The organism is Oceanobacter antarcticus (assembly GCF_044962685.1).
GTDB lineage: Bacteria > Pseudomonadota > Gammaproteobacteria > Pseudomonadales > Oceanobacteraceae > Oceanobacter > Oceanobacter antarcticus.
Genome location: NZ_JBBKTX010000023.1, coordinates 26,295 through 48,748 on the forward strand (window position 1 = coordinate 26,295; position 22,454 = coordinate 48,748).

Genomic DNA, 22,454 nt, shown 5'->3' on the forward strand with positions numbered 1-22,454 from the left:
GTTTATTCGAGTAAGCCTGCACACTCTGCCGTTGCAAAAAATCGTTCCGCCAAGGCATCAGGCGCGCCAGACAAGTCGGCCAGTTGCCGGGACGTCAGCGCCTGCTGATACAACAACTTTGCCAGTTGCTGTATCAGCTCTCTTTCCGCAGTCAGCCCTTCGACCAGTAGATGCGCAGCTGGCAAAGCCCGCAAACGGCCACGACGATTAAAACTGCCGCCCGGAAGCACATCGCCATTCCAGGCTTGCCAAGCACAGCGCCAAAGTAACTCACTGACCGGTTGACCGGCCAGCGCACGCCCCACCAACGGGTCATCCGCAGACAAGCTGCAATGTCTGAAACTACTGGCCTGACGGTAATGACGGGTAATACACTCGGGAATTTCACACTCAACAAACCGTCGGGCACCACCTGCGACGATAATTGCGAGATAATGGGACGTTTGCAGTGAAGCATTGAGTTCATGTTGCAAGCAAAACTGAACCTGTTCCAGCAGCCAGAGCTCTGAGCCTGCCAGCTGAACGGCAATTTCGGACATGGTCACCCCCGTTTTGTTATTGTTTTATCCGGTTTTCGGGCGCCGCAAAGAATGCGTACAGGAGCCAGTATGGTCAATGTTTTTATCAACCCTGGCCCGCAATGCCCACTACCGAAGTAGCAGATGACAATCAGTACCACAGAAGTAAGAAACCGCTACCTGTCGGTCGGGCAGAAATAAGGGGATTTCTGGATACATTAGCAGCCAGGGTGCCTGACTACCCAAAAAACAGACAAGCGCCAGTGGTAAAAGACCACTGGCGCAGCAGGACTTTACTTGACGCTCAGCTCAACACGACGGTTTTCTGCACGACCGGTAGCAGTTTCGTTCGATGCGACAGGGCTGGCTTCACCATAACCACGCGCAGTCAACTGACCCGCAGCCAAGCCTTTGCCAATCAGGTAATTACGTACAGAGTCTGCACGCTGCTGACTCAGACGCAGATTGAAAGCTTCCGCACCCTGGCTATCTGTGAAAGCGGCAATCTCGATCATGGCATCCGGGTACTGACGTAACTCGGCTGCTGCGCTGTCCAGAATAACACGCGCGTTAGCAGTCAAACGGGCACTGCCGCTTTCAAAGTTAACACCGCGCAGGTTACCTTCAAACACAGCACACCCTTTCGCATTCACCTTGGCACCGGTAATCGTTGCCTGGCACTGATCTTTGACGTCTGGAACGCCATCGCCATCGCTGTCAGCAGGTTTCTGCACAACAACAGGGGCAATTACTGGCGCAACTTTTTCCTTAACCGGTGCCTTGACTTCAGCAACCTTCTGTTTAACCGGTTCGTAGGCTTCCTTGGTTGTTTCCTTGACACGAGTAACGGTAGTGCCACTGTCATTGCCAAAGCGGTAACCGACTTCCAGCATAAACACACCGTGTTCGTTACTTTCGTCGCTCATTTCATCAACATGCAGTTCCGCGCGACCGAACAGGTCTTCTCTCAAGTCGTACTGCAAGCCCGCACCCCAAGTCAAGACGTGCGTTTTTTCGTCAAAGGCAGAATCTTGAGGCACATCAAAGGTTTCGATACCGTAACCTGCCGTCAGGTAAGGCTTCAGAGCGCGCTTCCCAAAAAAGTACAAACCTTTCAGCTGGTACTGAGTCACTTCCGGCTTCATATCGCCCTGCAGGAAAGATGGTAGTGTAACAGACGCCTCGACTGCCAATGCAGGCAGTACCATATAACCCAGTGACAATTCCATGGTCCAGGAATCGTTAATGGAGTCGCCGCTGGTAAGTTTGAAATCGTCATAAATCTCGTTTTCGACGAATCCGGTACCAGCGGTTACGTACATATCCTTGTCGGCGTGTGCCATTGCTGCGGTCGCAACTGCCATGGCTACCAATAATGGTTTGGTCAACATAGTTTTCTCCAAGTGAACAATGTGTACTCTTTCTATACTGCGCGCATATTAGTAAGCCTGAGTGACAGTTCAAGCAGAATCGAGCATAAAGCCTGCAAAATGCGTAACTGTCGTGGTCGCCAAGGCTGTTTGTACAATATACATTCAGTCGCAACACATAGAAATCAGCCTTCCACCCAACAAAGTCGAATACCCCCACCTGAGTCAACGTCATAGTATGCAAAAGTGTGATGACATATGATCAGACTAAAACAGGCACGCTAAAATAATCACCCGGTCGATGGATTCTGCAGACGAAGAGAGAGAACAGCCATGTCGATTTGCTCCAGCAGCTACAAGAAAATGGCACTGCTCACGATCAGTGCCCTGGGTATTGCAACAGCCGCGCTCTCAGCTCACGCCGATGGCAGCAGTTTTGGTTTTCGCAGCCCAACGATCGAGCCGGAGTCACGCCTCAGTGTCCGCAACGTATATTCAGGTTTCGGTTGCACCGGAGACAACGTGTCGCCAGCACTGGAATGGTTTAACCCGCCAGAAGCGACACAAAGCTTTGCGATCACTGTCTATGACCCGGATGCCCCGACCGGCTCGGGCTGGTGGCACTGGCAGGTGTTTAATCTGCCCGCTGACAGCCATGCTCTGGAAGAAGATGCTGGTGCTGAACATTCAATCCTGCTGCCAGCCTCTGCCCAGCAAGGGCGGAATGATTACGGCAGCCATGCCTTTGGTGGTGCCTGCCCTCCGGCCGGAGATCAGCCGCACCGCTACCAATTCACGCTGTTTGCTCTCGACCAGCCCAGCCTTGATATCCCGGAAGATGCCAGCGCTGCCCTGGTCGGATTCATGCTGAATGCCCACGCCATAGACAAAGCAGCATTTACGCTTTATTACAGCCGTTAGCCGATGAATCTGGCCTGACTACGGCGCGTCAATGACTTCCTGGTCAATGGTTTCCTGGTCGGCGCGTTTATCGAGCTTGTGCTCATCTTCGCTACGACCCAGTTTCCAATAACTGCTGATATAGGTTTCCTTGCGGCCGGTGTTTTGTTCCTGACGGAAATACTGCCGTAACGCACGCATCTTGTGAAATTCACAGGCAGCCCACACCGCCACATCACCATGCAGCCACTCGGACGCTCGTACCTGTTGCAGTAAAGCACTGGTTTCTGCGGTTACAGCCGCCTGTTCCAGAGATGGCACAGGGCTGGCATCCACCACCCAGATCACTTCGATCCCTGGCGGACATACCAGAGCCTGGCGATCATCTTCCCCGGCAATTTCAATCACTGCATAACCACGAGCAGCGGCAGGCATTTGCTCCAGATTACAACTGATCGCAGGTAATGCCGTCATATCACCGACCAGAAAGTACCAGTCGGCATCCGCATAAATAAATTTGGTTGGCCCCGGCCCACCAACCAGAATACGGTCACCGGGTTGAGCTCTCTCTGCCCAGCTGGCGGCGGGTCCAGCTGGCTGTGGGCCATGGTTATGCAGCATAAAATCAACGCTTAACCAGCGTTTTTCCGGATCAAATGCCCGGACAGTATAGGTTCGCATCAGCGGACGTTGCCCTCCCGCAGTCGCTTGGGTGAGCGGTTCACCATCGGTAGCAAACATCAGTTTGATGTACCCGCTCGCACTGTCAACGGGGAAGTCGGCCAGTGCCTCCCCGGTCAAGATCAGCCGCTGCATATTGGCCGTCAGGCGCGATGTAGAATGAACCACCAGTTCACGAGGAGAAGGACGAGACATAACAGCTCCAGATAAAAAAACAGACAGGTTGAATACACCTGATAACAGATGCCAGTGTAACGCCTTGGACATATAAGACGAGAATGATTCTCAAAATTTATATCACACAGTCATAGGCGCAGCGCTGATTACCAGTTGTGACCTAACTGACAGCAACGATCCGCCAGACATCTGGCCCCAGTTGCAATTCGTCGTCCAACCCCAGCTTCAACAAACGTTTTGCCAGCGGTGCCGATATCGATACTAGCTGCACCGACTGCTCAGATTGAAGCAAGGTTCTGCCACCGACAGGCGTCAGCCAGAACCAACGACGTATCGAAGCGCCAGTCGCTGCAACCGGCTCAAGACCAACCAGAGCACCCAATGCCAGCACCGCATCCTCATCAAATAGTGGCACAGCCCAGCGAGCCACGTGTATACGCTCCTGCTGTAATGCCCAAATACGTTCTGATTGGCCATGGGCCAGATACGCTGCTTCCAGACTCAAGGTATCGTATTGATTTTCCGGCTTGTTGCCTTCATGCGAGGCGCTTTCCTGCGCAGTTCGGGCCGACGCCAGGGCAACGTCTATTTCCTGATCCAATAACGCGAGCAAACAGGACTTCAGTTGGCTTTTGTTCACACAATAATCCGGTACAGTAGAAGCAAGTCACACCCACACTGGGTAAAACCCGTCATTCTAGCGATTTATGCAAGGTAAGCCATGCGTCAACATCAAAACCGGTCTTTAAAGGAACGCCTTTCAAACAGTGCCTTTTGTCACTTTGAACAACGCGGAGAGCTGCCTTGCATCGTTGTTCAGCATCCGGGGTTCACTGCCAGTCTGCTGCCGCAAGGAGCACAACTGCTGTCTTTTTGTCCCAGCGGTGATACCAGTTGGATCTGGCTCAGTCCGACCGCCGAATATCAACAGGGAACCTCGCTCCGTGGTGGCATTCCGGTTTGCTGGCCCTGGTTTGGTAACGCCGACAAAAACTCTCCAGAAGTGCAGGCAGCCATGGCCGAAGGACAACCCCTTCCCGCCCACGGGTTTGCCCGTACCAATCGCTGGACGCTGACCCGACTTTACGAAGCTGCCGATCGTGTTGAAATCGACATGTCCTTACCACAAAGCCACCATATCCAATCGGTCTGGCAGGGGGATGCTGAGCTTACTGCGCGCTGGATTCTGACCCCCACCAGTATGGAAATGCAGCTGATCACCACCAATACCGGACAATCCACCCTCGCCTTTAGTCAGGCACTACATACCTATTTACCAACGACAGACATCAATGCAACCCGTATTGGCGGACTCTCCGGCCACCCCTATATTGACACCATGACCGGCTGGCAACGCAAACAGCAACAGGGCGATGTAGTCTTTCAGGGTGAAACTGACCGTATCTATCTGCAACAGGCGTCGCCATTGCGGCTGGTCACACCGCAACGCACCCTGCTGATCCATAGCCGTGGCAGTCGCAGTACCGTTGTCTGGAATCCTTGGATAACAAAGGCCCAACGCCTGAGTCAGTTTGAAGATAATGCCTGGCAAACCATGCTCTGTATCGAGACCGCCAACGCTGCCGACGACTGGGTCAACCTGGCGGCTGGCGCCAACCATTGCCTGAGCTTGCGCCTGACGGTGGAATAACGTTATCAACAGTACTGAGCAACATCCACAATAATACGACGCAACCAGCGATGAGCCTGATGATGCTGTACTAACGGCGACCAGGCCATTTTCAGCTCGAAAGGTGGGATTGGAAAGGGCGGCTGTATCACCAGTAACGATGCTGATGCCGCCTGCATATCGGCTACCTTGCGAGGCAAGGTGGCCACCAAGTCATTATTGTGAGCCAGCAAGGCTGGCATCTGATAATGGCGGGTAAACACCGATATACGCCGTTTATAACCCAGTTTGGCCAAGGCGTTGTCGACCCACCCCAACCGAATCACTTTTTCCGGGTCAATACCAACACCCGCTCCCATTCCAGTTTTGGACACCCAGATATGGTTACTGGCGACATAGGCTTCGAGATCAAATTTTTCCGCCAACGGGTGGTCATGGTTAACCAGACAGACAAAATCATCCTGCCACAGGGTCATCTGATGAAACGATTGCGGCATATCATCAAAGCGATTGATCGCCATATCGACCTTGCCCGCCTCAACATCCTTGAAGGTCACGTCTGACGGCGTCAGCACATCGAGGATGACGTTGGGAGCCACCTCACGCAAACGCTTGACCAGTTCCGGTATCAGCGTCGACTCGGCATAGTCGCTGACCATAATTCGGAAAACCCGGCTGCTGCTCTGGGCATCAAATTCTCCCAATGGCTGCAAGGCGGCTTCCAGTTCGCCCAGCGCCTTGCGAATCATCGGTTGCAGCTCCCGCGCTCGCTCTGTCGCGGTCATGCCATCCGAAGTACGCACCAGCAGTGGATCGTTAAACAAATCACGTAACCTGCGCAGTCCGTTAGACATCGCAGGCTGGGTAATACCCAGCTGTTGTGCTGCCCGCGTCACATTACCTTCACGCAGCAGAACATCCAGATACACCAGCAGGTTCAAATCTATTCGAGCAAGGTTCACAGCAGTATCCGGCTTGAAAATAACGCTGGTATTGTCGCAGCTCCCTAGGCATTCACCAAGCCTATCAATAAAACAACTTGCATTTTTATTCGTGATTTCAGGCCAATATTGACACCCGGATCCCGGTATCAGACCCAGAGCCGCTTTATAAGGTGCCGCGTCACTGTTTTCTGGAGGCCATTGCCTTACACTGCGCGCATTCAACCCCTGACGCTTGGAGCGCCCATGAACCGGATTGTGACCCTGCTTACCGCCCTCAGCCTGACTCTTCTGGCTGGTTGCGCCACCCTGCAGGACAGCCTCAACATAGAAAAACCCAGCGCCGCGATCAGTGGTCTGTCAATCCAGTCACTGGGACTGGAACAGGCCAATTTGCTGGTTGCACTGGATATTACCAACCCGAACGGCTTTTCAATCCCGGCCAGCGGCCTGGAACTGACCCTCTCGGTCGAAGATCACGCCCTGACCACGGTCAGTCCCGCCAACAACGGTCTGACCCTGAAAGCCAATGGCGTCACCACCACCCAATTACCGATCAGTCTCAACTACAGCGACCTGTATAACGCAATCAAAGCCGTTGCTGATCAGGATGAAGTGACCTGTCAAGTGGATGCCGCGCTGCTGTTTACACTACCCGTACTGGGAGACATGCGTCTTCCTGCCAGCTACAGCACCCGTATTCCTGTCCCACAACGTCCCAAAATCAGTCTGGCCAGTGCCAGTATTTCAAGTTTGAGCTGGCGCGGTGTGGAACTGCAACTCACGGTCGATGTGGAAAACCCCAATGGTTTTGGTGTTGACCTTAACGGGCTGAACTATCAGGTCACCGCAGCCAACAGCGCTCTCGCCTCAGGTTCGGTGCAACCGGCAAAACTGGCCAAAAACAGTCAGCAGCAACTGATTATCCCACTGTCGTTGAGCTTTGCGGATATGGGCAAAAGCCTGATGTCGCTACTGACCAGCAAGGAACCTGTGGCCATCGGTGTGGCAGGCACACTCGACTACGCCCCGGATCTTGCCATCTGGAAACCACAGCCACTCGACTTTTCCATGTCAACGCAACTGAGCCGCTGAACCGTCGAGAAGTCCTGGCCCTGAGAAAGCATTTTTCCCTCAGGGGCAGGCCGTTCTGGAAGCCCAGCCACCTCAATCAATGCCAACATCACTCGCCCTCACCCAGTAAAATTCAATTTAACAGACAAAGAGGACAGACCCGTCAGAACATAGGCGGACTCTAAAAGTTGTATCAAAAAAACCACAAAACTCAAACAGGGCAAGGCTTTAAGCGACCCTCAACCCTGTCAGCAGCCTCAGAACGGTGAGCAAGGCAACTTGCACATAAAGACAACTGTCTAACAATCTAATTGATAACCGTTCCGAAAAACCCTATAACGTCCGCCATCAACAGGTACCAGCCTGAGTTAAACCAATACGTCGCAAGGGTTAAACCATGAAAGTCTTCCAATCACTGTTCTCATCCATACTGCTGCTAACCGCGCTATTGAGCCTGTCACCTGCGGTCTATGCCCTGAACGATGCCGAAGCGGTGAACATTTCCGGTAGCCAACGAATGCTGTCGCAACGCATGATGAAGAGTTATTTGATGCTGGGGGCAGGCATCAAACCCGAAGTCGCCCAACAGCAGTTGGATGAGAGTGTCGCCCAGTTTGAAGAGCGTCTGCTGATGCTGAGAGACTATGCACCATCGGCAGCGATCAATAACAAACTGGCGCAGGTAGAAGACCTGTGGCAACAGCACCGGGTTCGCATTCTTGCAACCCCGGACAAAAGTGTCATCGATAACCTGATGCGGGAAAACCTGAATATGCTCAAGGCCTGTAACGATGTGGTGGATGCCATATCCAGCCATGTCCGTATGCCCAGCACCGAACTGATTAATGTTGCCGGTCGCCAGCGCATGTTGTCGCAACGCATCGCCAAGGCTTATGTCGCGCTGTACTGGAACGGACAATCACCTGCCGTGCGTCAGGAGTTCAGCGATGCTATCCGTCTGTTTGGTGATTCATTGGAACAGCTGCGTGGATCTGATATGAATACTGCAGAAATACACGATGCACTGGAGAAAGTGGCATCGCAGTGGCATTTTTCCCAGTCCGGCTTTGATCTTGACACAGAAGGCCGTTACGTCCCTACCGTCATTGCCGTCACCACAGAATCCATTCTCTGGAAAATGAACGACATCACCAAGATGTACGAACGCATCATGGCCACACAGTCGAATAGCTGATCATCCAGACGGATGCAGAAGTAACGGACAAATAAAAAGCGGGCTACCATCAAGGTAGCCCGCTTTTTATTTGTCCGTTACGGCACTGGCTATTAGTGGTGATGGCCACCTTCACCGTGTACATGGCCGTGCTCCAGCTCTTCTTCGCTGGCATCGCGTACGGATTCGACCGTTACACTGAACGCCAGATCCTTGCCCGCCAGAGGATGGTTGGCATCTACCGTCACTTCTGCTTCTTCGACTTCAGTCACGATCAGGTTCACCGGGCCTTGCGCGGTTTGCGCGGTAAAGGCCATACCTGGTTCAATCTGGTCAACGCCGGTAAAGGCTTCGCGTGGTACTTTCTGAACACGATCTTCACTATAGTCGCCGTAGGCATTAGCGGCTTCTACCGTCACTTCCAGCTCGTCACCGACCTGTTTGCCTTCCAGCGCCGCTTCCAGACCCGGAATAATATTCTGGGCACCGTGAAGGTAAGTCATTGGCGCTGCACCGTCAGAGGAGTCGATCGTTTCTCCGGTAGCAACGTCAACCACTTTATAATGAATGGAAACGACCTTGTGATGGGCAATTGTCATGATGATTGTCCGTTTTATTGTCCCTGGTAAGGGCAGTGAATTCTACGTAAAGGAGACAGGATACGACGTTGGGAACCATCGGCGACAAGAGTCGTTCTCTACGAAATGGAGCACCAGTATAACAATTGCCCCGCTCAGTACCAGTCAGCGGCTTTTGTCGCCAGTAAAACCCGGTTATTCATCGTATCAGTAGCTCTGCGGAAGGTGTGGCCCATTCGCCAGCCACTGTCCAAATGCGGTCTCCAGCCCCGCCAGACCGCCCGGATAGAAAGCCAACGTGGCATTGACCGCTGCTGTTTGGCACGGGCTGTCTGTCACTGCCTCGTAGGCACGCTCCAGCACAACCTTCCCTTCCTGGCTACTATTGAGAAAAAACACCAACGCCAGTGCCTGCCGATAATGGCGGGAACCCTGTTGATAAAAAGATTCCGGTTCTAACGCCAAATACTGGGCCAACGGTAGCGGTGTCTGCCGCCGCAGGCTAGCCAGCAGTCGCTCGCTCAACACCACTCTGGCCGCACTCATCTGATAGTCCAGCTGCTCAGTATATTCCGCCAAGCCCTCGCCCAGCCAGACCGGCAACGTCCCCACCATCGCCATCGAAAGCGCATGGGTCATTTCATGGCGTACCAACGCCAACGTCGCTTCGCGCTGGTATTGACGCTGCAGATAAATACGGTTTTTCTCGAAGTGGTAATACCCAGCAGCCTGTTCACCAACGTTATCGCTGCGGCGCTGAGCTTGATACCCGGCAGCGTCGGCAAATACAGTGATATTGATCAGCACCGGGCGCACAAAACGCGCCGGTAACAAAGTCGCGACTACCCGATAAACCAGCTCTCCTTCGCGCTGGATACCGGCTTCCAGACCGGCATCCGGGCCATCCGGCAACGTTACATGCAACTCCAGTTTGCGCTGACTGCGGTACTGCGCACTCAAATCATCCACCGACTGTTGCCTATCGGATGCATCGGGACGATCGCCAAAATGTATCTTGCCCTGTTCATCCACCCAGCGAAAAACCTGCTGCTGCTTTGGCTGGGCAACCGGTAAGGATTCCGGCGTCACACAACGCCCGGCCACCATATGGCGCTCCACGCTGTTTTTGTCAGCGGATTGACCCACCAATAGCGGCGACGATTGCCGTTCCAGTTGCTGTTGAGACTGCCGCTCCAGCTGTTCCAGGCGCTGCTGTTGGGTCTGTATGCCCAGCAATGGCATCCACAAACTGGAACTGTATGAATTCGGCAAGGGGATTCCCGGATACTGCACCGCGACATACTCATGCTGTGCTGCTGTTGTCAGCCGCCAAGCCAGTTCTGGCGCCAACACCAGAACCAACAACAGGCTGACCAGCTGCCGAAGTGTCTTGAATAATGTCATGCCACGTCCCTGTATCCTGTTGTTAAGAATCAGTGTAACCACTGAATATGCGGTTCCGCCAGCGCCCGATCCAGCCTGCGGGTCGTACGTTCGTTCTCAAAATGTACGATCAGATACTGCTCATCCATCTCCACCACCACGCCCGCTCCCAAGCGAGCATGCACCAAGCGTTGTGGTGACGGCGACGCTGATAATTGCTTTGGCCGCGATGGTTGCTGCGCATCTGCCCGGTGTTTCACAACCGCTACCCGAACCGGCTGGATCACCAGTTCCGGCGGCTGTGGCTGGGCTTGTAGATACGCTGGCAACCACTCGGCAATCTCACCTTCAAGTGTGAGCTGAGGTTGGCTTTGTGCCAACGCAGTGGCCACCCGATCGCTACAAGCAATATTCAGCTCATGAAAAAACGGACTGGGTCGTTCACGTTCATGACCGTTGGCGTCTGGCTTGCGCCGCACTTGTGGCGTCGGCACCAGCAGGTGTAACTGCTGAATCGCACGAGTCATGGCGACATAAAGCAAGCGTCGCTCACTCTCGTCACTGGCCGGGGTACTGAATTCACCTTCTGGCGAATAAGGGAAGTAATGACCATTCAGCCCCGGAATAATCACCACCGGCCACTCCAGCCCTTTGCTTTTGTGAATGGAGGTCAGCCGTACTCCCGCATGGCGCTCACGAGACTGCGCCCGCGCCCTGTCCCGCAGTTGTAACAACAGATCCAGCGCCTGATCCGAGCTGACGTTGGTATCTGCCATAAAACGTACGAAAGCACGAATGGTTTGTAACCGGTCTTCCACCTGCTGAGCTGAGAAGGCGCTGTCTTCAATGCCCTTTTCCAGCTCGGTGGTATCGATATAGGCATTTAACAGCCGCTCTACCGGCACCACCACCCGCTCAGCACTGTCGAGCACTTCCGCCCGAGCCTGTAATTGCGCCTTTTGCCATCGGCTGAGATTCGCTGGTATAGCCTGCTGCAAGGCAACACCCAGGTTCTCACTGTGATCAGCCAGGGTATCGGCCATTTCCTCCAGTACCGCCCGGCGTACCTTGGGAAACGGTGTGGTCAGAATTTGCAACCAGGCATGACGTCGCTGATCACGGCTACGCTCTCCAAAACGACCCGCAGCGATTTCCAGCAGCAACCAGAAAATTTCCAGCTCCCAACGCTCCAGTACCGACAGCGAATGATCCAGCTGATAGGGAATTCCCGCCTGCAACAGCGCCAGCTCAACCGGTGCGCACAACGCCCAGAGCCGATGAATCACCGCAATCTGATGAGCAGGAACAGTCGCCATACACTGTTTCACCAGTGCCAATACCTGTTGTGCTTCAGCGTTGGCCGAGCAGGTATGCACCTGAACCTGTGTCGCCGGAGTTGAGGGATGGGACAATCCCATCACCGGGTCACGCTGACGATTATGATGAATCAGGTGATTCGCCAGCAGCGACAACCGATGGCCGTAACGAAAGGTCTCTGGTAACTGATACGTTGTGACACCACCCAGCTGATTGGCAAAACCACTGACAATAAACTCCGGGCGTGAGCCACGGAATTCATAAATGGTCTGATCCGGGTCACCAATCACCATCACCGACCCGCGACCACCATGGAGCAACTCCAGCAAATGCTGTTGAATACCATTGATGTCCTGGTACTCGTCCACCAGGATCCACTGCATATGGCCACCAAAATAACGCGCCGCCTCGGCATCGTGACGCAGGTGCATCACCGGATCGTAGAGCATGTCGGAAAATCCGATACGACGCTGTTGCTTGCGCCAGTCTTCAAACAACGCAAACAATTTGACAAACATCCGACACTGAACCGGCAGATCGAGCTGCTCATACACTTCTTGTGGCGACTCCAAGCCAGATTTCACCAGCTCGATAAAACCCACGGCGGGTTCGACCCATTTTTTCCGCTGCGACAGAATATCCTGGCGGGTGTCATCATCGGCCAGTTGCTGCAATAACCGCCATACCTGACCTTCTACTTCACCATCAGCCAGCAAGCGGCGCTCAAACGCTGGCAGCTGCCCCAACGCAATCAACTTGTGATAAATACGTAATCCCAGCGAATGAAAGGTGCGTACTTCCGGCACCACCTGACCTGGCAAACAGCCAGACAAACGTTGCTGAAATTCCTGCTGGGCTGCTTTGTTATACATCAGCACCAGCATACGCCGTGGCGCCACACCCGCTTGCAAGCGTGCGGCAATAAAATGCGTCAGCGTGGTGGTTTTACCCGCACCCGCCACCGCCACCACTCTGGCGTGGCCATCGACGTGGTGAACGACCTGTTGTTGATGATCGGTAAGTTGTGACATTCAGCCCCCGGATTGATGCGAAGGCATGCTATGGGCTGCATTAGCAAATGTCACGAGCGATGCAAAGACAAGGCAAAAATCGATGAAAAAATGGAGTTTACGATTAACAAATAAGTACCTGGCGCTGATTGATAACCCCGTCACCGCCACGCCGATCGATTTTCAGCAGCCTGTTAGTAGAGGTGATCATTGGCTCCAGCAGCCCAGCAGCCCAGCAGCCCAGCAGCCCGATCATCCAGACTCACCATCACCACTAGAACAAGCATCCAGTTCAGAGAAAAACCACTGACCCCATCGTTTTACCAGATCACCCTGTACGCTGACTGGCAACGATGCTGAGACTGCCTCCATACCGATACGGCGATGAATCACACCCGGAACACTCTCCCCCCTCCAGCGCGCATCATTACTGGCCGATAAGGCTTCACCACGACAGTAACAGGCACTGCGTTCGACCTCGTCGGGTATCAGGTCACGGTGGGAATGCTGTTTATTCATGACTTATCTCCTTGCCTGGCTCTGGCTTAGGTTGGCACACAGGGGGTGACACCTGAGTAATAATGAGTTCTTTCTGTTTGGCTAACGGCCATTCATCACTATCTTCGATCATATATATGAATATAAACTTCATATATAGATAAAAAAGCAAAATAAATGCCAACGCAGGAAAATACAATAGATTGATTTATATGGAGTTTATCAGATAGGACTGAGACAATTCTCGGCTCATCTGTCGCAAACCCGACGCCATGTCGTTATATATACAAACTACCTAACGAGTAAAGGGGACAAAAGGTCATTGCGACAATCACATTGGCATGCCAGCAACCCACTTTTTCTCTTCCGCCGCAGGTATACTCAGAAAATAACCGCACAAACAACAAGGAGATCCGGTATGCAACTGGTTGGACGTATCCTGCTTGATACCGACGAAGGTTCGTTATTGGCAGAAAAACGGGTGAAGCTGCTGGAAGCCATTGCCCAACATGGCACCATCCAGAAGGCTGCCCAGGAAATGGGCCTGTCTTATAAGGGAGCGTGGGATGCTGTCAACGCCATGAACAATCTGTGTGACGAACCCCTGGTGATTCGTGAGGTAGGAGGCCGACGTGGCGGCGGCAGCCATCTGACCGAACAGGGCCGCGCTCTGATCACGCTCTATCGCACGGTTGAGGCGGAATACCAGCAACTGCTTGACCGCATGAACAACAGCCTTGGCGATATGCATCAGTTTCATCGCATGATGAACCGCTTCGCCATGCGCACCAGCGCCCGCAACCAATTCCATGGTGTGGTCACCGCGTTAATACAAGGCATGGTGAATTGTGAAGTTCGTATGAAGCTCGATGACCAGACCGAGATTGTCGCCATGATTACCAACGAAAGTGCCGAAAATCTCGACTTGCGTCTTGGCCTCGAACTGTTTGCCCTGATCAAAACCTCGTATGCCAGCGTGCATACCCAACCACTGCCACACCGCAATTGTTTTGCTGGCGTGGTCGCCGATCTGGTACGTGGCGAGCAAAGTACGGAAGTCCGGGTAGATCTGCCCAGTGGCAAAAGTGTCATCAGCGCTGTCAGCAACCAGGACTGCGACACCATGGCGCTGGCGCTGGATCTGCCGGTATACGCTGCCTTTAGCCCAAACAGCGTGATTCTTGCTCTGGTCAGTTAAGCAGTGGGTTGTTTACCTATAACCAAACTGCCTATAACCACACGACCCGCCAGCAACACACATGCCACATTCCGGAGGTTGCGGCATGTGTGTTGCTGGCGATATCGATAGCAGTATCAGTGCACAATGCCGAGCGATTGGGTCACACCGTCGGTAGTGCGGGTAAAGTCCAGATACGCGACTTTGATATCGTTGAATTTACCCATGTGATTAATCTTGTAGATGATGACGCCGTGGTAATCGAAGTTCTCACCTTTTTTAACCTTGCCAAACGGAGAGTTATCCGAGTCGTGCATAACCGTAAAATGGGTTTTCATTTCCACTGCCAGAGAGCTGCCGTCAGACACATAGTTCACCACGTTCAGCTCTTCCTTCATCAACGACCAGATCTTGTGATAATGCTCCTTGACCGCTGGAATACCACTTAATACCAGATGCCCGTTCTGCATCCGCATATCATCAGCAAAGTAGGCTTCAAAGGCTTGTGGGTTCTTGGCATTAAACATGGCGATATAATTATCAAAGCTGGCCCGATTCAGCATCTGATAGCTTTTGCTCGCTTCCTGATCATTCTTGTCAGCATAAACGTGACTGACTGGCCCAAGTGCAGCAGCAGCCAAACCCAGCATGCAAAGTGATATTTTTATTGTTTTAAGCACGATAATTCCCCTCGAAAGGAAGGATGGTTGTCAATCTGCAAATCGTCACCAGGCGGTAGAGCCGCCATCGACAGGAAGATCGGCGCCGGTCACCCAGGAGGCTTCATCGGAAGCCAGATAGAGCGCGGCATAACCAATATCTTCCGGCTTGCCTAGCCGCTTGATCATGGTTTTGGCCAAGACGTCTTGCCGAAAACCGGGAATATTTTCCAGTGGCTCACGGGTAGCCGTGGTTTCAATCAGAGCGGGAGAGATGGTATTGGCGCGAATATTAAAACCCCGCCCTTCCATCGCCAGTTGCCGGGTCATCGCCAACACCCCACCCTTACCAGCGCAGTGCGCGATAGCAGGCAGCGGCTTGAATGCCTGATGGGCGTTAGCCGAAGCAAAGTTGATAATGGCCGCTGAACCGCTTGCCTTGAGGTGTGGCCAGGCTTTCTGACAAGCCAGAAATACCACGCTGAGTTCACCGTCGAGAGTCCGTTTCCAGCCCTCAAAGAAGTCCATCTCTTCCAGCCACGCAAATGCTCCGAACGCGCCGGCGTTCACCAGAATATCCAGCCGACCATGGCGCTTGATGCACTGATCTATCAGCTGTTGCACGTCGTCGGGTTGAGTCAGGTCACAGGGGGCGACCGAGAACATTGGTGTGCCCTGTTGTGCTGCCAGCTCATCGGTTTGAGAGGCCGTGCTGGCGTTGATGTCTGCTCCAACCACCTGAGCCCCAGCGGCGGCAAACATCAACGCACAGCTCCGACCAATTCCGCTGCCACTACCGGTGACGATAGCGACTTTTCCGGCCAAGCGGCCGGAAGTATTTGTATTCATAACGATATTCCCTGCTATTGATGGAACGCACAGAAAATCAAGACTCCCATGCCGGAGCGTAGGAGCCAGGTGAGTTACTCAGTGCGCATCAGCGGCCATTGCTGTTACTTGCTACCTTTCCGGAACGGCAAAGTCGCCAGGAAGGCCATATCGCTGAACGTCATCATTTTCAGGCCAGCACGAGCAGCATCCGCATCCAGGCGAGCTTCCATCGGCATGGTGCCAAAGCTCTTGCCCTTGATGATCAGCTCGCTGCCTTCACGGCCGATGGAATCAACGTTCATCAATTCTTCGTCAGCCGGCCCACGCAGCACCATGCCGGATGAACGTACCGCAGCGGCGGCATTCGGATCACCGGCATCGTTGCGTACGCTTTTGGAAACCGACCCGAAGTCCATGCCGAGCTCTTCAAACATTTTTTGTGCGGTGGCACGGCCTGCGCCGTACACACCACCACCCGGATGCTGGAATGGCCCCGCCAAGAACAGGTTCTTGATGCCCGGTATGGTGAACTGACCCAAGTCCGGTGTTGGACGGTGTCCTGCACTCTGATACATGTACGGTGCAACGCCGTGCAAATCACCACGCACCATGGAGTTGGGCGAACTGCGTTCCAAGTCGACCGGTGAGCAGATGGTGCGCATGATGATGTTGTCAGAGGTGAGGTTCTTGACGAACTTGCGGTAGTGTTCCAGCGACAGGTCGCCAATCTCTTCCTTGAATTCATCCCAGTGCTGACCGGCCCAGCGCTTGTCTTTCACTTCGTACGGGGCAAAGGTGATGCCATGGAACATACCGGCACCTTGCGGTACGCGGGTCTTGTCGCCAATGGATTCGTCACCACCGGCACACAAACGGCGCTGGGTAATTTGACCACGTTTGAGGTCGTCAAAGTCGGCGCACATTTCGTCGAGGTTATCGGTCGCCATGAATTCCAGCATGGTGGCGTAACCGACGTCTTCACCGGCATGGTACTGGGCGTTTTCTTTCAGGTCGTAGTGCGACACCATGATCGAGAACGGTGCCAGAGTGGCGCGTTCGGCACGTTTGAGTACTGGTTCGTCCACACCTTCAACAAACTTGCGGATCACATGAGGATGCAGGGCACCGATCACCGCGTCTTTGGCCATGATCTGCTCACCATCGGTTAACTCAACGCCTTTGGCTTCGTCACCGGCCATGATGACTTTGCGCACTTCGGAATCACAACGTACTTCACCACCGTGGAACTCGATGCAACGCACCAGCGATTCGGTCAGCTTGCCGGAGCCACCAATTGGCTGTGACACACCGTAGGTATGAATAATGCCCGGCATCAGCAGTACGCCCATGCCGGTGCCCAATTCGTTTGGCGCTTGCAGGTTTTCACTCACCAAACGCAGCAAGTGGATCTTGATCTTGTCGTTTTCATACAGCTGGTTAACCAGATCGAGGCAGTCACGGCTCATGTAGTCGAGCATGGTGCGGCCTTCGTCGGTGCGATCCAGCATCGCCATCATTTCGCCCAGTGGCGGCGGTGGCGAATACAAACCAGGCATAAAGACTTTGAGGAAGTCTTGGCTCATTTTCACAAAGGCACGATAGGTTTCAGCGTCTTTTCTGGAAATTTTGGCGAAGCACTCGCAGGTTTTATCGAGATCTTTATAGGTATATAACACCGACTGATCCGGAAAGATCGTCGCATGTGGCACCGGCGAATAATGGTATTCCAAACCGTGCTGACTCATCAGGTCCAGCTCGTCCTGACGAATCATCGGGTTACCCTGAATCATGATGTGCACACTGGAGTGCTCATCATGCCAGTATCCCGGTGTATTTAACTGCCGGGTGGTCACACCACCGCCCGGATAAGATTTACGCTCCAGAACCAGTACTTTTTTACCGGCCTTGGCCAGATAGGCAGCGGCGACCAGACCATTATGACCGGCACCCATAGCAACGATATCGTAGCTGTTACTGCTCATTTGGTATTCCTCTTTTGGTGATCAGGCGCACGATTTGGAATGGCTGCCCGACCATCGGTTACCGGGCTTCATCCCGGACTCTTGCATAAAACGTATTTTCAATTTTTTAATAAACAGGAGTTGTTGCTCAAGCGACGGATAAACGGGCAGATTTGTGCAACTTGCTGCCAATCATCAACACAATGCCTATCGGTAACAGCACCTGCCCCATCATGCCAATGGCATCGGCATGCGTGCCCAATACACTTTGCAAACCCACCACCACAATCGGGGTAAAAAATTGGCCGAGGAAAAATCCGGCCATCCAGGCACCGGTGCCCAGAGCACGGCGGTGCTTAGGCAAGTTACTCATGTTCCAGACCATCAAGGTGGGCAGCAGCAAACCACCACCAAAACCAGCGCACAATACACCGCTAACCATCAGGTTAACGTTAGCACCTGAAAAACCGACCAGCAGATAGCCCACCGCGATCAGGGTAAATGCCATTGCCAGCCGAATCGACGTGACAAACCCGGCTTTCCCCAGCAGAAAACCAAAAAACAAAGATCCCAATACAACCGCAATCTGACCAGAAGATGCCACCAGGCCAATCTGGCTGGGAGAACTCAGACCTACCCCACCCAACAGATAACCAATGTGTACTTGAATAGACATAAACAGGATGGCACCCACAAAAGTGACCGAGCAGATACCGGCGATTTTCCAAGGGTTCCACTTGGCTTTTTCTTCGTCACTGACGTCAACAGCAGCCATTTCATCTTCGTGATGTTTGGGTTCCCACAACATAAACAGCGCCGCAACCGCCAGAAAAATACTGATACCGTAAACGAAGAAAGGCACCCGCCAGCCAAACTCACCCAAGGCACCGCCAATGGCGATAAAGAGCACCGCAGATACCGATGAAAAGGTGGTGTTCAACGCCAGGTAGCGTTCACGACGAACGCCATCAAAATAATCGCCAATCAATGCCACAGAACAGGTCATCAGAATGGCTTCGGCAAAACCAACACCAATACGAGTGGCAATAATGATCGGTAAGGAATCGATCATTACCGGAGCAACGCCAAAAATGGCGTACAGCACCAGGCCAATCACCAGCAAACGCTTGCGACCAGCCTTGTCAGCCAGTACACCAATCGCCATCGACAACAAGGCGATCACCAACCCCGGAGCCGTCAGTGCCATCGGCACCATAAATCCCACATTCGGCTGGTCGGAAAAATATTCCTGCATTTGGGGTAATACAGGGGCAATCACAACGGAAGCCAACACTGACATACAGCCGCAAAGTAGCAGCAGCCAGGCATGGTATGGCCGGGCGACTGGGGCCATGTTTTTGTTCATATAGTTGACTCCCGAAATTTGGTTACGCTAAAGAGTACCGGGTCCAGTCAAAGACCCGGTGCCATGGTTTTTTATCTAAACTAAAGCAGTGGACGATAACGATAGTCGAGTGTTCTCATCCTTAACGGATGCCCTCACCTGCCATTGCTTCTGGCGTAAAGGTAAAGTCGTCGTAGCGCTCCATCACCTTGTACTGCTCCTTCGAATCGTTCAGCAAACCATCCAGGTACCAGGCGCCAGAGATCAGGTCGTAAAAACCGAAGTTCATTGGTGGTGCCGTGGCTGGAATGTCTGGCATGGTAATCGGATTAGAGAAGCCCATCTGCCAGAGGTCGCCGTTGGCATCCCAATGGTCAGCCAGTACCGCAAACCAGGTGTCTTCGTCGACGTAGTAACGACGCTTGGGAGACAAATGACGCTGACCGTCTTTAACCGTCGCTTCTACCACCCAAACGCGGTGCTTCTCGTAACGCATATCTTCGGGATTCACGTGGTGATCCATCAGGATATCTTCGGAAGGACGCTGGAACAGACGATTGGCGTTATAAGGGATGTACATCTCTTTCTTGCCAATAATCTTCCAGTTAAAACGCTCAGTGGTACCATTAAACACACCGGTTTGGTCAAACATGGATATACCGGCACTGGCTGGTGTCGGGGTATCACAACAGGCGTTAGGCAACTTACGTACACGGCGTTGGCCGGTGAAGTAAACCCATGTCTGACCACCACCCGGTTTGATACTTTCGTGACCAACAATGGCTTCACCAGCACGAATAGGCGGGCCGTAGTTCAGCAGACGAATTTTCCAGAACACGCCTTCGTCATCATCCGTAAACGTCTCAAGATTGCTTTCCTTGAAGTAATACGGCATCTGGAAGTCACCAGAAGCATAAATGGTTGGCACATGCTGGCCATTGGAAGTCGTTTGCATGCCACGTACATCAACGTGATGCGATGGCGTACGCCATGCCAGCAAATGGTTCCACATCACTTGCTCACCATTTTGTGGGATCGGGAACGGGATACCACCAAAGGCACCTTTGACTTCCGAGTCGCTCAGCGTTGCCCGGGAAGCGTTGACTTTAGTGTTGTCATACACCCACTGCGGTGCCGCTGCGGTACGGTGAGTTTTGTACACCGGTACCTTGAAGGTCTCCGGGTATTTTTTCAGCATCCCCTTCAGACCTTCACTCAGGCTGTCGGCGTACTGGTCCATATTGGCTGCGGTAATGACAAACAGCGGCTTCTCGCTGGCATAAGGATCCGAACGCTTGCCACCGTTTTTGAAACCAGCTGGTACGGTGGTATTACCACCCGTCCAGGCCGGAATCGAGCCATCGGCATTGGCGGCTTTTTCGGCACCAAATGGTGTCAAATCGGCGCCCAGACGGGACGCTTCTTTTTCAGAGACCGCCGCAGTGGCGACACAGCTGGCAGTCAGAAAAGCGCTCAGCAGAGCAACTTTTAACGTAGAGCTAACAGGATTCATGTTGTTCTCCAGAGCTTAAAAAGTACGACGAATGTTGAAAGAAATATTGTCACGATCAGCGTTGGACTGCTTGTAGGAGCCGTGACCGTTCTCGTCGATGGTGTTATCTACCGGGCCGAAGAAGTTGGTGTAGTTAAAGCCGAAACGCCAGATATCCAGATAAGTACCTTCTACTCCAACACTCAAGTCACCGGTGTCTTCCCCCATAAAAGAGCCCACCGCCAATGAGTTACCGTGCAGGCCATAACCCAGCACCATGGGTACACTCAGATCCAGACCAGCCAGTACCTGACGGTACTTGGGTGAGAAAATCAGACGCATATTCCAGGCATCCCGATCACCGTTCGGATTCAGCACACCACCACGATCATGAGTTACTTCCATCACATGGTTATAGGCGACCTCACCGAGGAAGTCGGCTTCCCGAGAAAGAAAGCTGGGCCCAAGGCTGGCCAGCCAGTTGACCTGGGCATGGGAAGTGTTACCCAACGCATACAGCGCTGTGCTTTCGGTGTTGCCACCCCCGCTGCCAGTGATGTAACGCAAATCCGTCGCTGCGTCACTGTTCAGTGGCGTATTACGCCGCATCGACGCTTCTGCCGCAAAGTTGAAATTGCCAAAAGTCCGGGTAGCCGATACACCAAATGCCTTCACCCCTTCGTGATACAGCCAGCGGTATTCACCCGCCTGCACACGACCATCACTGGCAACCACCGCATTTGCATAAGGCATCACGTTGATATTGGGTGCTTTTTCGTTGTATTGGATAGCGTAGAAGCCATAGTCAGAATCGTCACCACGGTAACGTAACTGCAGACCGAACTGGCCAGAGTCAGACCCTTTTTTATCCGCTGTGCGCTTGAAATAAACCGAACCGTCTGGCGCCAGCAGCATTTGCTCGGCCCCTTCACTGAGGAAATCGACACCGGAGAAATAACTACCAGAACCTGGCAAGCGGGTTTCTTTCCATTGCAGCTGGTAATACGCACCAACACTGAGATCACGGGTCAGCTGCAACTGACCAGACACCTGTTCAACCGGACGCATCAGTTCCTTGAACTGTACACTGGGAACCGCCAGGGCCTTGGCAACGTCGATGGGTGCCTGGCCATTGGCGATACCATTACCACCAAAGAACAGTGATTCACCCCATACCATGGTGTGTGAACCAATTCGTCCGGTCAGCATGCTTTTGCCCAGACGCGTCCGGCCGAACAGAAAGTAGTCGAGCATTTCGACATCCTGTCCGTGCAGATCTTTGGTACCTTGGGTGAATTCGTTATGTTCAACCGACATCGGGTTGGCAGTCGAAGGTGACTGGTTGTCATTCTTTTTCTGCATATAGACGCTGTCGTACCAGGCCGCTGCACTCAAACGCAGGCCATAGTTACGCTTGTAAATCACGTCCATCTCGGTCAACAGATCCAGACGGTTGGAAACCAGCCCCTTGTCGAAGTTACGATTACCATCGTCGGTATTCGGCCAATCGCCCTGAGTATCCTCAATCAGACGATCGTGCTGATCTTGCAGGCGATACATGGTGGAATACTTTGCCGTAGTATCCCACAGCACCCGCCAGTCGGAGTTATTGGTCACCATAAAGGCATTGGCCTGACCTGCGGTTACAGCAGCTGCAATTGCAGTCGCCAGCAGAGCAGGACGTCCCAATGATTTTACCCGTTTTGCAATAGTAGTTTGCCTGGTAGTCATCACTGAT

At 53.1% G+C, this 22,454-nt stretch carries 20 protein-coding genes; 5 read left to right on the forward strand and 15 right to left on the reverse strand.

Annotated elements, in window-relative coordinates:
• Positions 1 to 2 precede the first annotated feature (2 nt).
• The gene (locus tag WG929_RS16625; RefSeq protein ID WP_416206991.1) at positions 3 to 539 is read right to left on the reverse strand and encodes a hypothetical protein; all 537 of its coding nucleotides are present in this window, start codon (positions 537 to 539) and stop codon (positions 3 to 5) included.
• 272 nt (positions 540 to 811) lie between these two features.
• Positions 812 to 1,909 carry an OmpA family protein gene (locus WG929_RS16630; protein ID WP_416206992.1) on the reverse strand — a complete coding sequence of 366 codons (1,098 nt, stop codon included), beginning with the start codon at positions 1,907 to 1,909 and terminating at the stop codon, positions 812 to 814.
• A 312-nt stretch (positions 1,910 to 2,221) separates the two neighbouring features.
• Here WG929_RS16630 and WG929_RS16635 point away from each other — a divergent pair, with 312 nt between their 5' ends.
• On the forward strand, positions 2,222 to 2,809 hold the full coding sequence (locus WG929_RS16635; RefSeq protein WP_416206993.1) for a YbhB/YbcL family Raf kinase inhibitor-like protein: 588 nt from the start codon (positions 2,222 to 2,224) through the stop codon (positions 2,807 to 2,809).
• Positions 2,810 to 2,827: 18 nt separating this feature from the next.
• Here the strand turns inward: WG929_RS16635 and WG929_RS16640 are convergent, their stop codons facing one another.
• Both WG929_RS16640 and WG929_RS16645 read right to left on the reverse strand, forming a co-directional pair.
• Complete coding sequence (locus tag WG929_RS16640; RefSeq protein ID WP_416206994.1) at positions 2,828 to 3,664, reverse strand: siderophore-interacting protein; 837 nt, start codon at positions 3,662 to 3,664, stop codon at positions 2,828 to 2,830.
• Positions 3,665 to 3,806: 142 nt separating this feature from the next.
• The gene (locus WG929_RS16645) at positions 3,807 to 4,286 is read right to left on the reverse strand and encodes a hypothetical protein (protein ID WP_416206995.1); all 480 of its coding nucleotides are present in this window, start codon (positions 4,284 to 4,286) and stop codon (positions 3,807 to 3,809) included.
• 81 nt (positions 4,287 to 4,367) lie between these two features.
• Here WG929_RS16645 and WG929_RS16650 point away from each other — a divergent pair, with 81 nt between their 5' ends.
• Positions 4,368 to 5,297: a D-hexose-6-phosphate mutarotase gene (locus tag WG929_RS16650; RefSeq protein ID WP_416206996.1), complete on the forward strand. Its 930-nt coding sequence runs from the start codon at positions 4,368 to 4,370 to the stop codon at positions 5,295 to 5,297.
• Between the two features lie 5 nt (positions 5,298 to 5,302).
• Here the strand turns inward: WG929_RS16650 and WG929_RS16655 are convergent, their stop codons facing one another.
• Positions 5,303 to 6,238, reverse strand: a complete 936-nt coding sequence (locus tag WG929_RS16655) for a LysR family transcriptional regulator (protein WP_416206997.1) — start codon at positions 6,236 to 6,238, stop codon at positions 5,303 to 5,305.
• 225 nt (positions 6,239 to 6,463) lie between these two features.
• Between WG929_RS16655 and WG929_RS16660 the strand changes: the two genes are divergently transcribed.
• Positions 6,464 to 7,312, forward strand: coding sequence for an LEA/WHy family protein (locus WG929_RS16660; protein WP_416206998.1), 849 nt, complete (start codon positions 6,464 to 6,466; stop codon positions 7,310 to 7,312).
• 376 nt (positions 7,313 to 7,688) lie between these two features.
• A complete protein-coding gene (locus WG929_RS16665) occupies positions 7,689 to 8,486 on the forward strand; it encodes a type IV pili methyl-accepting chemotaxis transducer N-terminal domain-containing protein (RefSeq protein ID WP_416206999.1) in 798 nt (265 codons plus the stop codon).
• A gap of 92 nt (positions 8,487 to 8,578) precedes the next feature.
• Here the strand turns inward: WG929_RS16665 and WG929_RS16670 are convergent, their stop codons facing one another.
• The 4 genes from WG929_RS16670 to WG929_RS16685 form a co-directional block, all read right to left on the reverse strand.
• Entirely contained in the window at positions 8,579 to 9,064 is a 486-nt protein-coding gene (locus tag WG929_RS16670; protein WP_416207000.1) for an FKBP-type peptidyl-prolyl cis-trans isomerase, read from the reverse strand.
• Between the two features lie 186 nt (positions 9,065 to 9,250).
• Entirely contained in the window at positions 9,251 to 10,447 is a 1,197-nt protein-coding gene (locus WG929_RS16675; protein WP_416207001.1) for a DUF4124 domain-containing protein, read from the reverse strand.
• 29 nt (positions 10,448 to 10,476) lie between these two features.
• Positions 10,477 to 12,774: an ATP-dependent helicase gene (locus WG929_RS16680; protein ID WP_416207002.1), complete on the reverse strand. Its 2,298-nt coding sequence runs from the start codon at positions 12,772 to 12,774 to the stop codon at positions 10,477 to 10,479.
• Between the two features lie 231 nt (positions 12,775 to 13,005).
• Positions 13,006 to 13,272: a hypothetical protein gene (locus WG929_RS16685; RefSeq protein WP_416207003.1), complete on the reverse strand. Its 267-nt coding sequence runs from the start codon at positions 13,270 to 13,272 to the stop codon at positions 13,006 to 13,008.
• A gap of 397 nt (positions 13,273 to 13,669) precedes the next feature.
• Between WG929_RS16685 and WG929_RS16690 the strand changes: the two genes are divergently transcribed.
• On the forward strand, positions 13,670 to 14,449 hold the full coding sequence (locus tag WG929_RS16690) for a TOBE domain-containing protein (protein WP_369854648.1): 780 nt from the start codon (positions 13,670 to 13,672) through the stop codon (positions 14,447 to 14,449).
• Positions 14,450 to 14,565: 116 nt separating this feature from the next.
• Here WG929_RS16690 and WG929_RS16695 read toward each other — a convergent pair whose 3' ends face one another.
• From WG929_RS16695 to WG929_RS16720, 6 genes are all read right to left on the reverse strand, one after another.
• Positions 14,566 to 15,108, reverse strand: coding sequence for a nuclear transport factor 2 family protein (locus WG929_RS16695; RefSeq protein WP_416207004.1), 543 nt, complete (start codon positions 15,106 to 15,108; stop codon positions 14,566 to 14,568).
• A 45-nt stretch (positions 15,109 to 15,153) separates the two neighbouring features.
• The gene (locus WG929_RS16700; protein ID WP_416207005.1) at positions 15,154 to 15,936 is read right to left on the reverse strand and encodes an SDR family NAD(P)-dependent oxidoreductase; all 783 of its coding nucleotides are present in this window, start codon (positions 15,934 to 15,936) and stop codon (positions 15,154 to 15,156) included.
• Between the two features lie 104 nt (positions 15,937 to 16,040).
• Complete coding sequence (locus WG929_RS16705) at positions 16,041 to 17,900, reverse strand: phytoene desaturase family protein (protein ID WP_369854651.1); 1,860 nt, start codon at positions 17,898 to 17,900, stop codon at positions 16,041 to 16,043.
• Between the two features lie 127 nt (positions 17,901 to 18,027).
• Positions 18,028 to 19,245, reverse strand: a complete 1,218-nt coding sequence (locus tag WG929_RS16710) for an MFS transporter (RefSeq protein ID WP_416207006.1) — start codon at positions 19,243 to 19,245, stop codon at positions 18,028 to 18,030.
• Between the two features lie 121 nt (positions 19,246 to 19,366).
• Positions 19,367 to 20,737, reverse strand: coding sequence for a DUF1329 domain-containing protein (locus WG929_RS16715; protein WP_416207007.1), 1,371 nt, complete (start codon positions 20,735 to 20,737; stop codon positions 19,367 to 19,369).
• A gap of 15 nt (positions 20,738 to 20,752) precedes the next feature.
• Positions 20,753 to 22,447: a DUF1302 domain-containing protein gene (locus WG929_RS16720; protein ID WP_369854654.1), complete on the reverse strand. Its 1,695-nt coding sequence runs from the start codon at positions 22,445 to 22,447 to the stop codon at positions 20,753 to 20,755.
• Between the last annotated feature and the right edge of the window lie 7 nt (positions 22,448 to 22,454).

What these genes read in the sequence shown, in the direction of transcription:
- WG929_RS16680 (WP_416207002.1), bottom strand. Translation starts at nt 12,774, where the DNA reads ATGTCACAACTTACCGATCATCAACAACAGGTCGTTCACCACGTCGAT.
- WG929_RS16715 (WP_416207007.1), bottom strand. Translation starts at nt 20,737, where the DNA reads ATGAATCCTGTTAGCTCTACGTTAAAAGTTGCTCTGCTGAGCGCTTTT.
- WG929_RS16720 (WP_369854654.1), bottom strand. Translation starts at nt 22,447, where the DNA reads ATGACTACCAGGCAAACTACTATTGCAAAACGGGTAAAATCATTGGGA.
- WG929_RS16675 (WP_416207001.1), bottom strand. Translation starts at nt 10,447, where the DNA reads ATGACATTATTCAAGACACTTCGGCAGCTGGTCAGCCTGTTGTTGGTT.
- WG929_RS16625 (WP_416206991.1), bottom strand. Translation starts at nt 539, where the DNA reads ATGTCCGAAATTGCCGTTCAGCTGGCAGGCTCAGAGCTCTGGCTGCTG.
- WG929_RS16665 (WP_416206999.1), top strand. Translation starts at nt 7,689, where the DNA reads ATGAAAGTCTTCCAATCACTGTTCTCATCCATACTGCTGCTAACCGCG.
- WG929_RS16660 (WP_416206998.1), top strand. Translation starts at nt 6,464, where the DNA reads ATGAACCGGATTGTGACCCTGCTTACCGCCCTCAGCCTGACTCTTCTG.
- WG929_RS16705 (WP_369854651.1), bottom strand. Translation starts at nt 17,900, where the DNA reads ATGAGCAGTAACAGCTACGATATCGTTGCTATGGGTGCCGGTCATAAT.
- WG929_RS16685 (WP_416207003.1), bottom strand. Translation starts at nt 13,272, where the DNA reads ATGAATAAACAGCATTCCCACCGTGACCTGATACCCGACGAGGTCGAA.
- WG929_RS16710 (WP_416207006.1), bottom strand. Translation starts at nt 19,245, where the DNA reads ATGAACAAAAACATGGCCCCAGTCGCCCGGCCATACCATGCCTGGCTG.
- WG929_RS16635 (WP_416206993.1), top strand. Translation starts at nt 2,222, where the DNA reads ATGTCGATTTGCTCCAGCAGCTACAAGAAAATGGCACTGCTCACGATC.
- WG929_RS16690 (WP_369854648.1), top strand. Translation starts at nt 13,670, where the DNA reads ATGCAACTGGTTGGACGTATCCTGCTTGATACCGACGAAGGTTCGTTA.
- WG929_RS16700 (WP_416207005.1), bottom strand. Translation starts at nt 15,936, where the DNA reads ATGAATACAAATACTTCCGGCCGCTTGGCCGGAAAAGTCGCTATCGTC.
- WG929_RS16670 (WP_416207000.1), bottom strand. Translation starts at nt 9,064, where the DNA reads ATGACAATTGCCCATCACAAGGTCGTTTCCATTCATTATAAAGTGGTT.
- WG929_RS16630 (WP_416206992.1), bottom strand. Translation starts at nt 1,909, where the DNA reads ATGTTGACCAAACCATTATTGGTAGCCATGGCAGTTGCGACCGCAGCA.
- WG929_RS16640 (WP_416206994.1), bottom strand. Translation starts at nt 3,664, where the DNA reads ATGTCTCGTCCTTCTCCTCGTGAACTGGTGGTTCATTCTACATCGCGC.
- WG929_RS16650 (WP_416206996.1), top strand. Translation starts at nt 4,368, where the DNA reads ATGCGTCAACATCAAAACCGGTCTTTAAAGGAACGCCTTTCAAACAGT.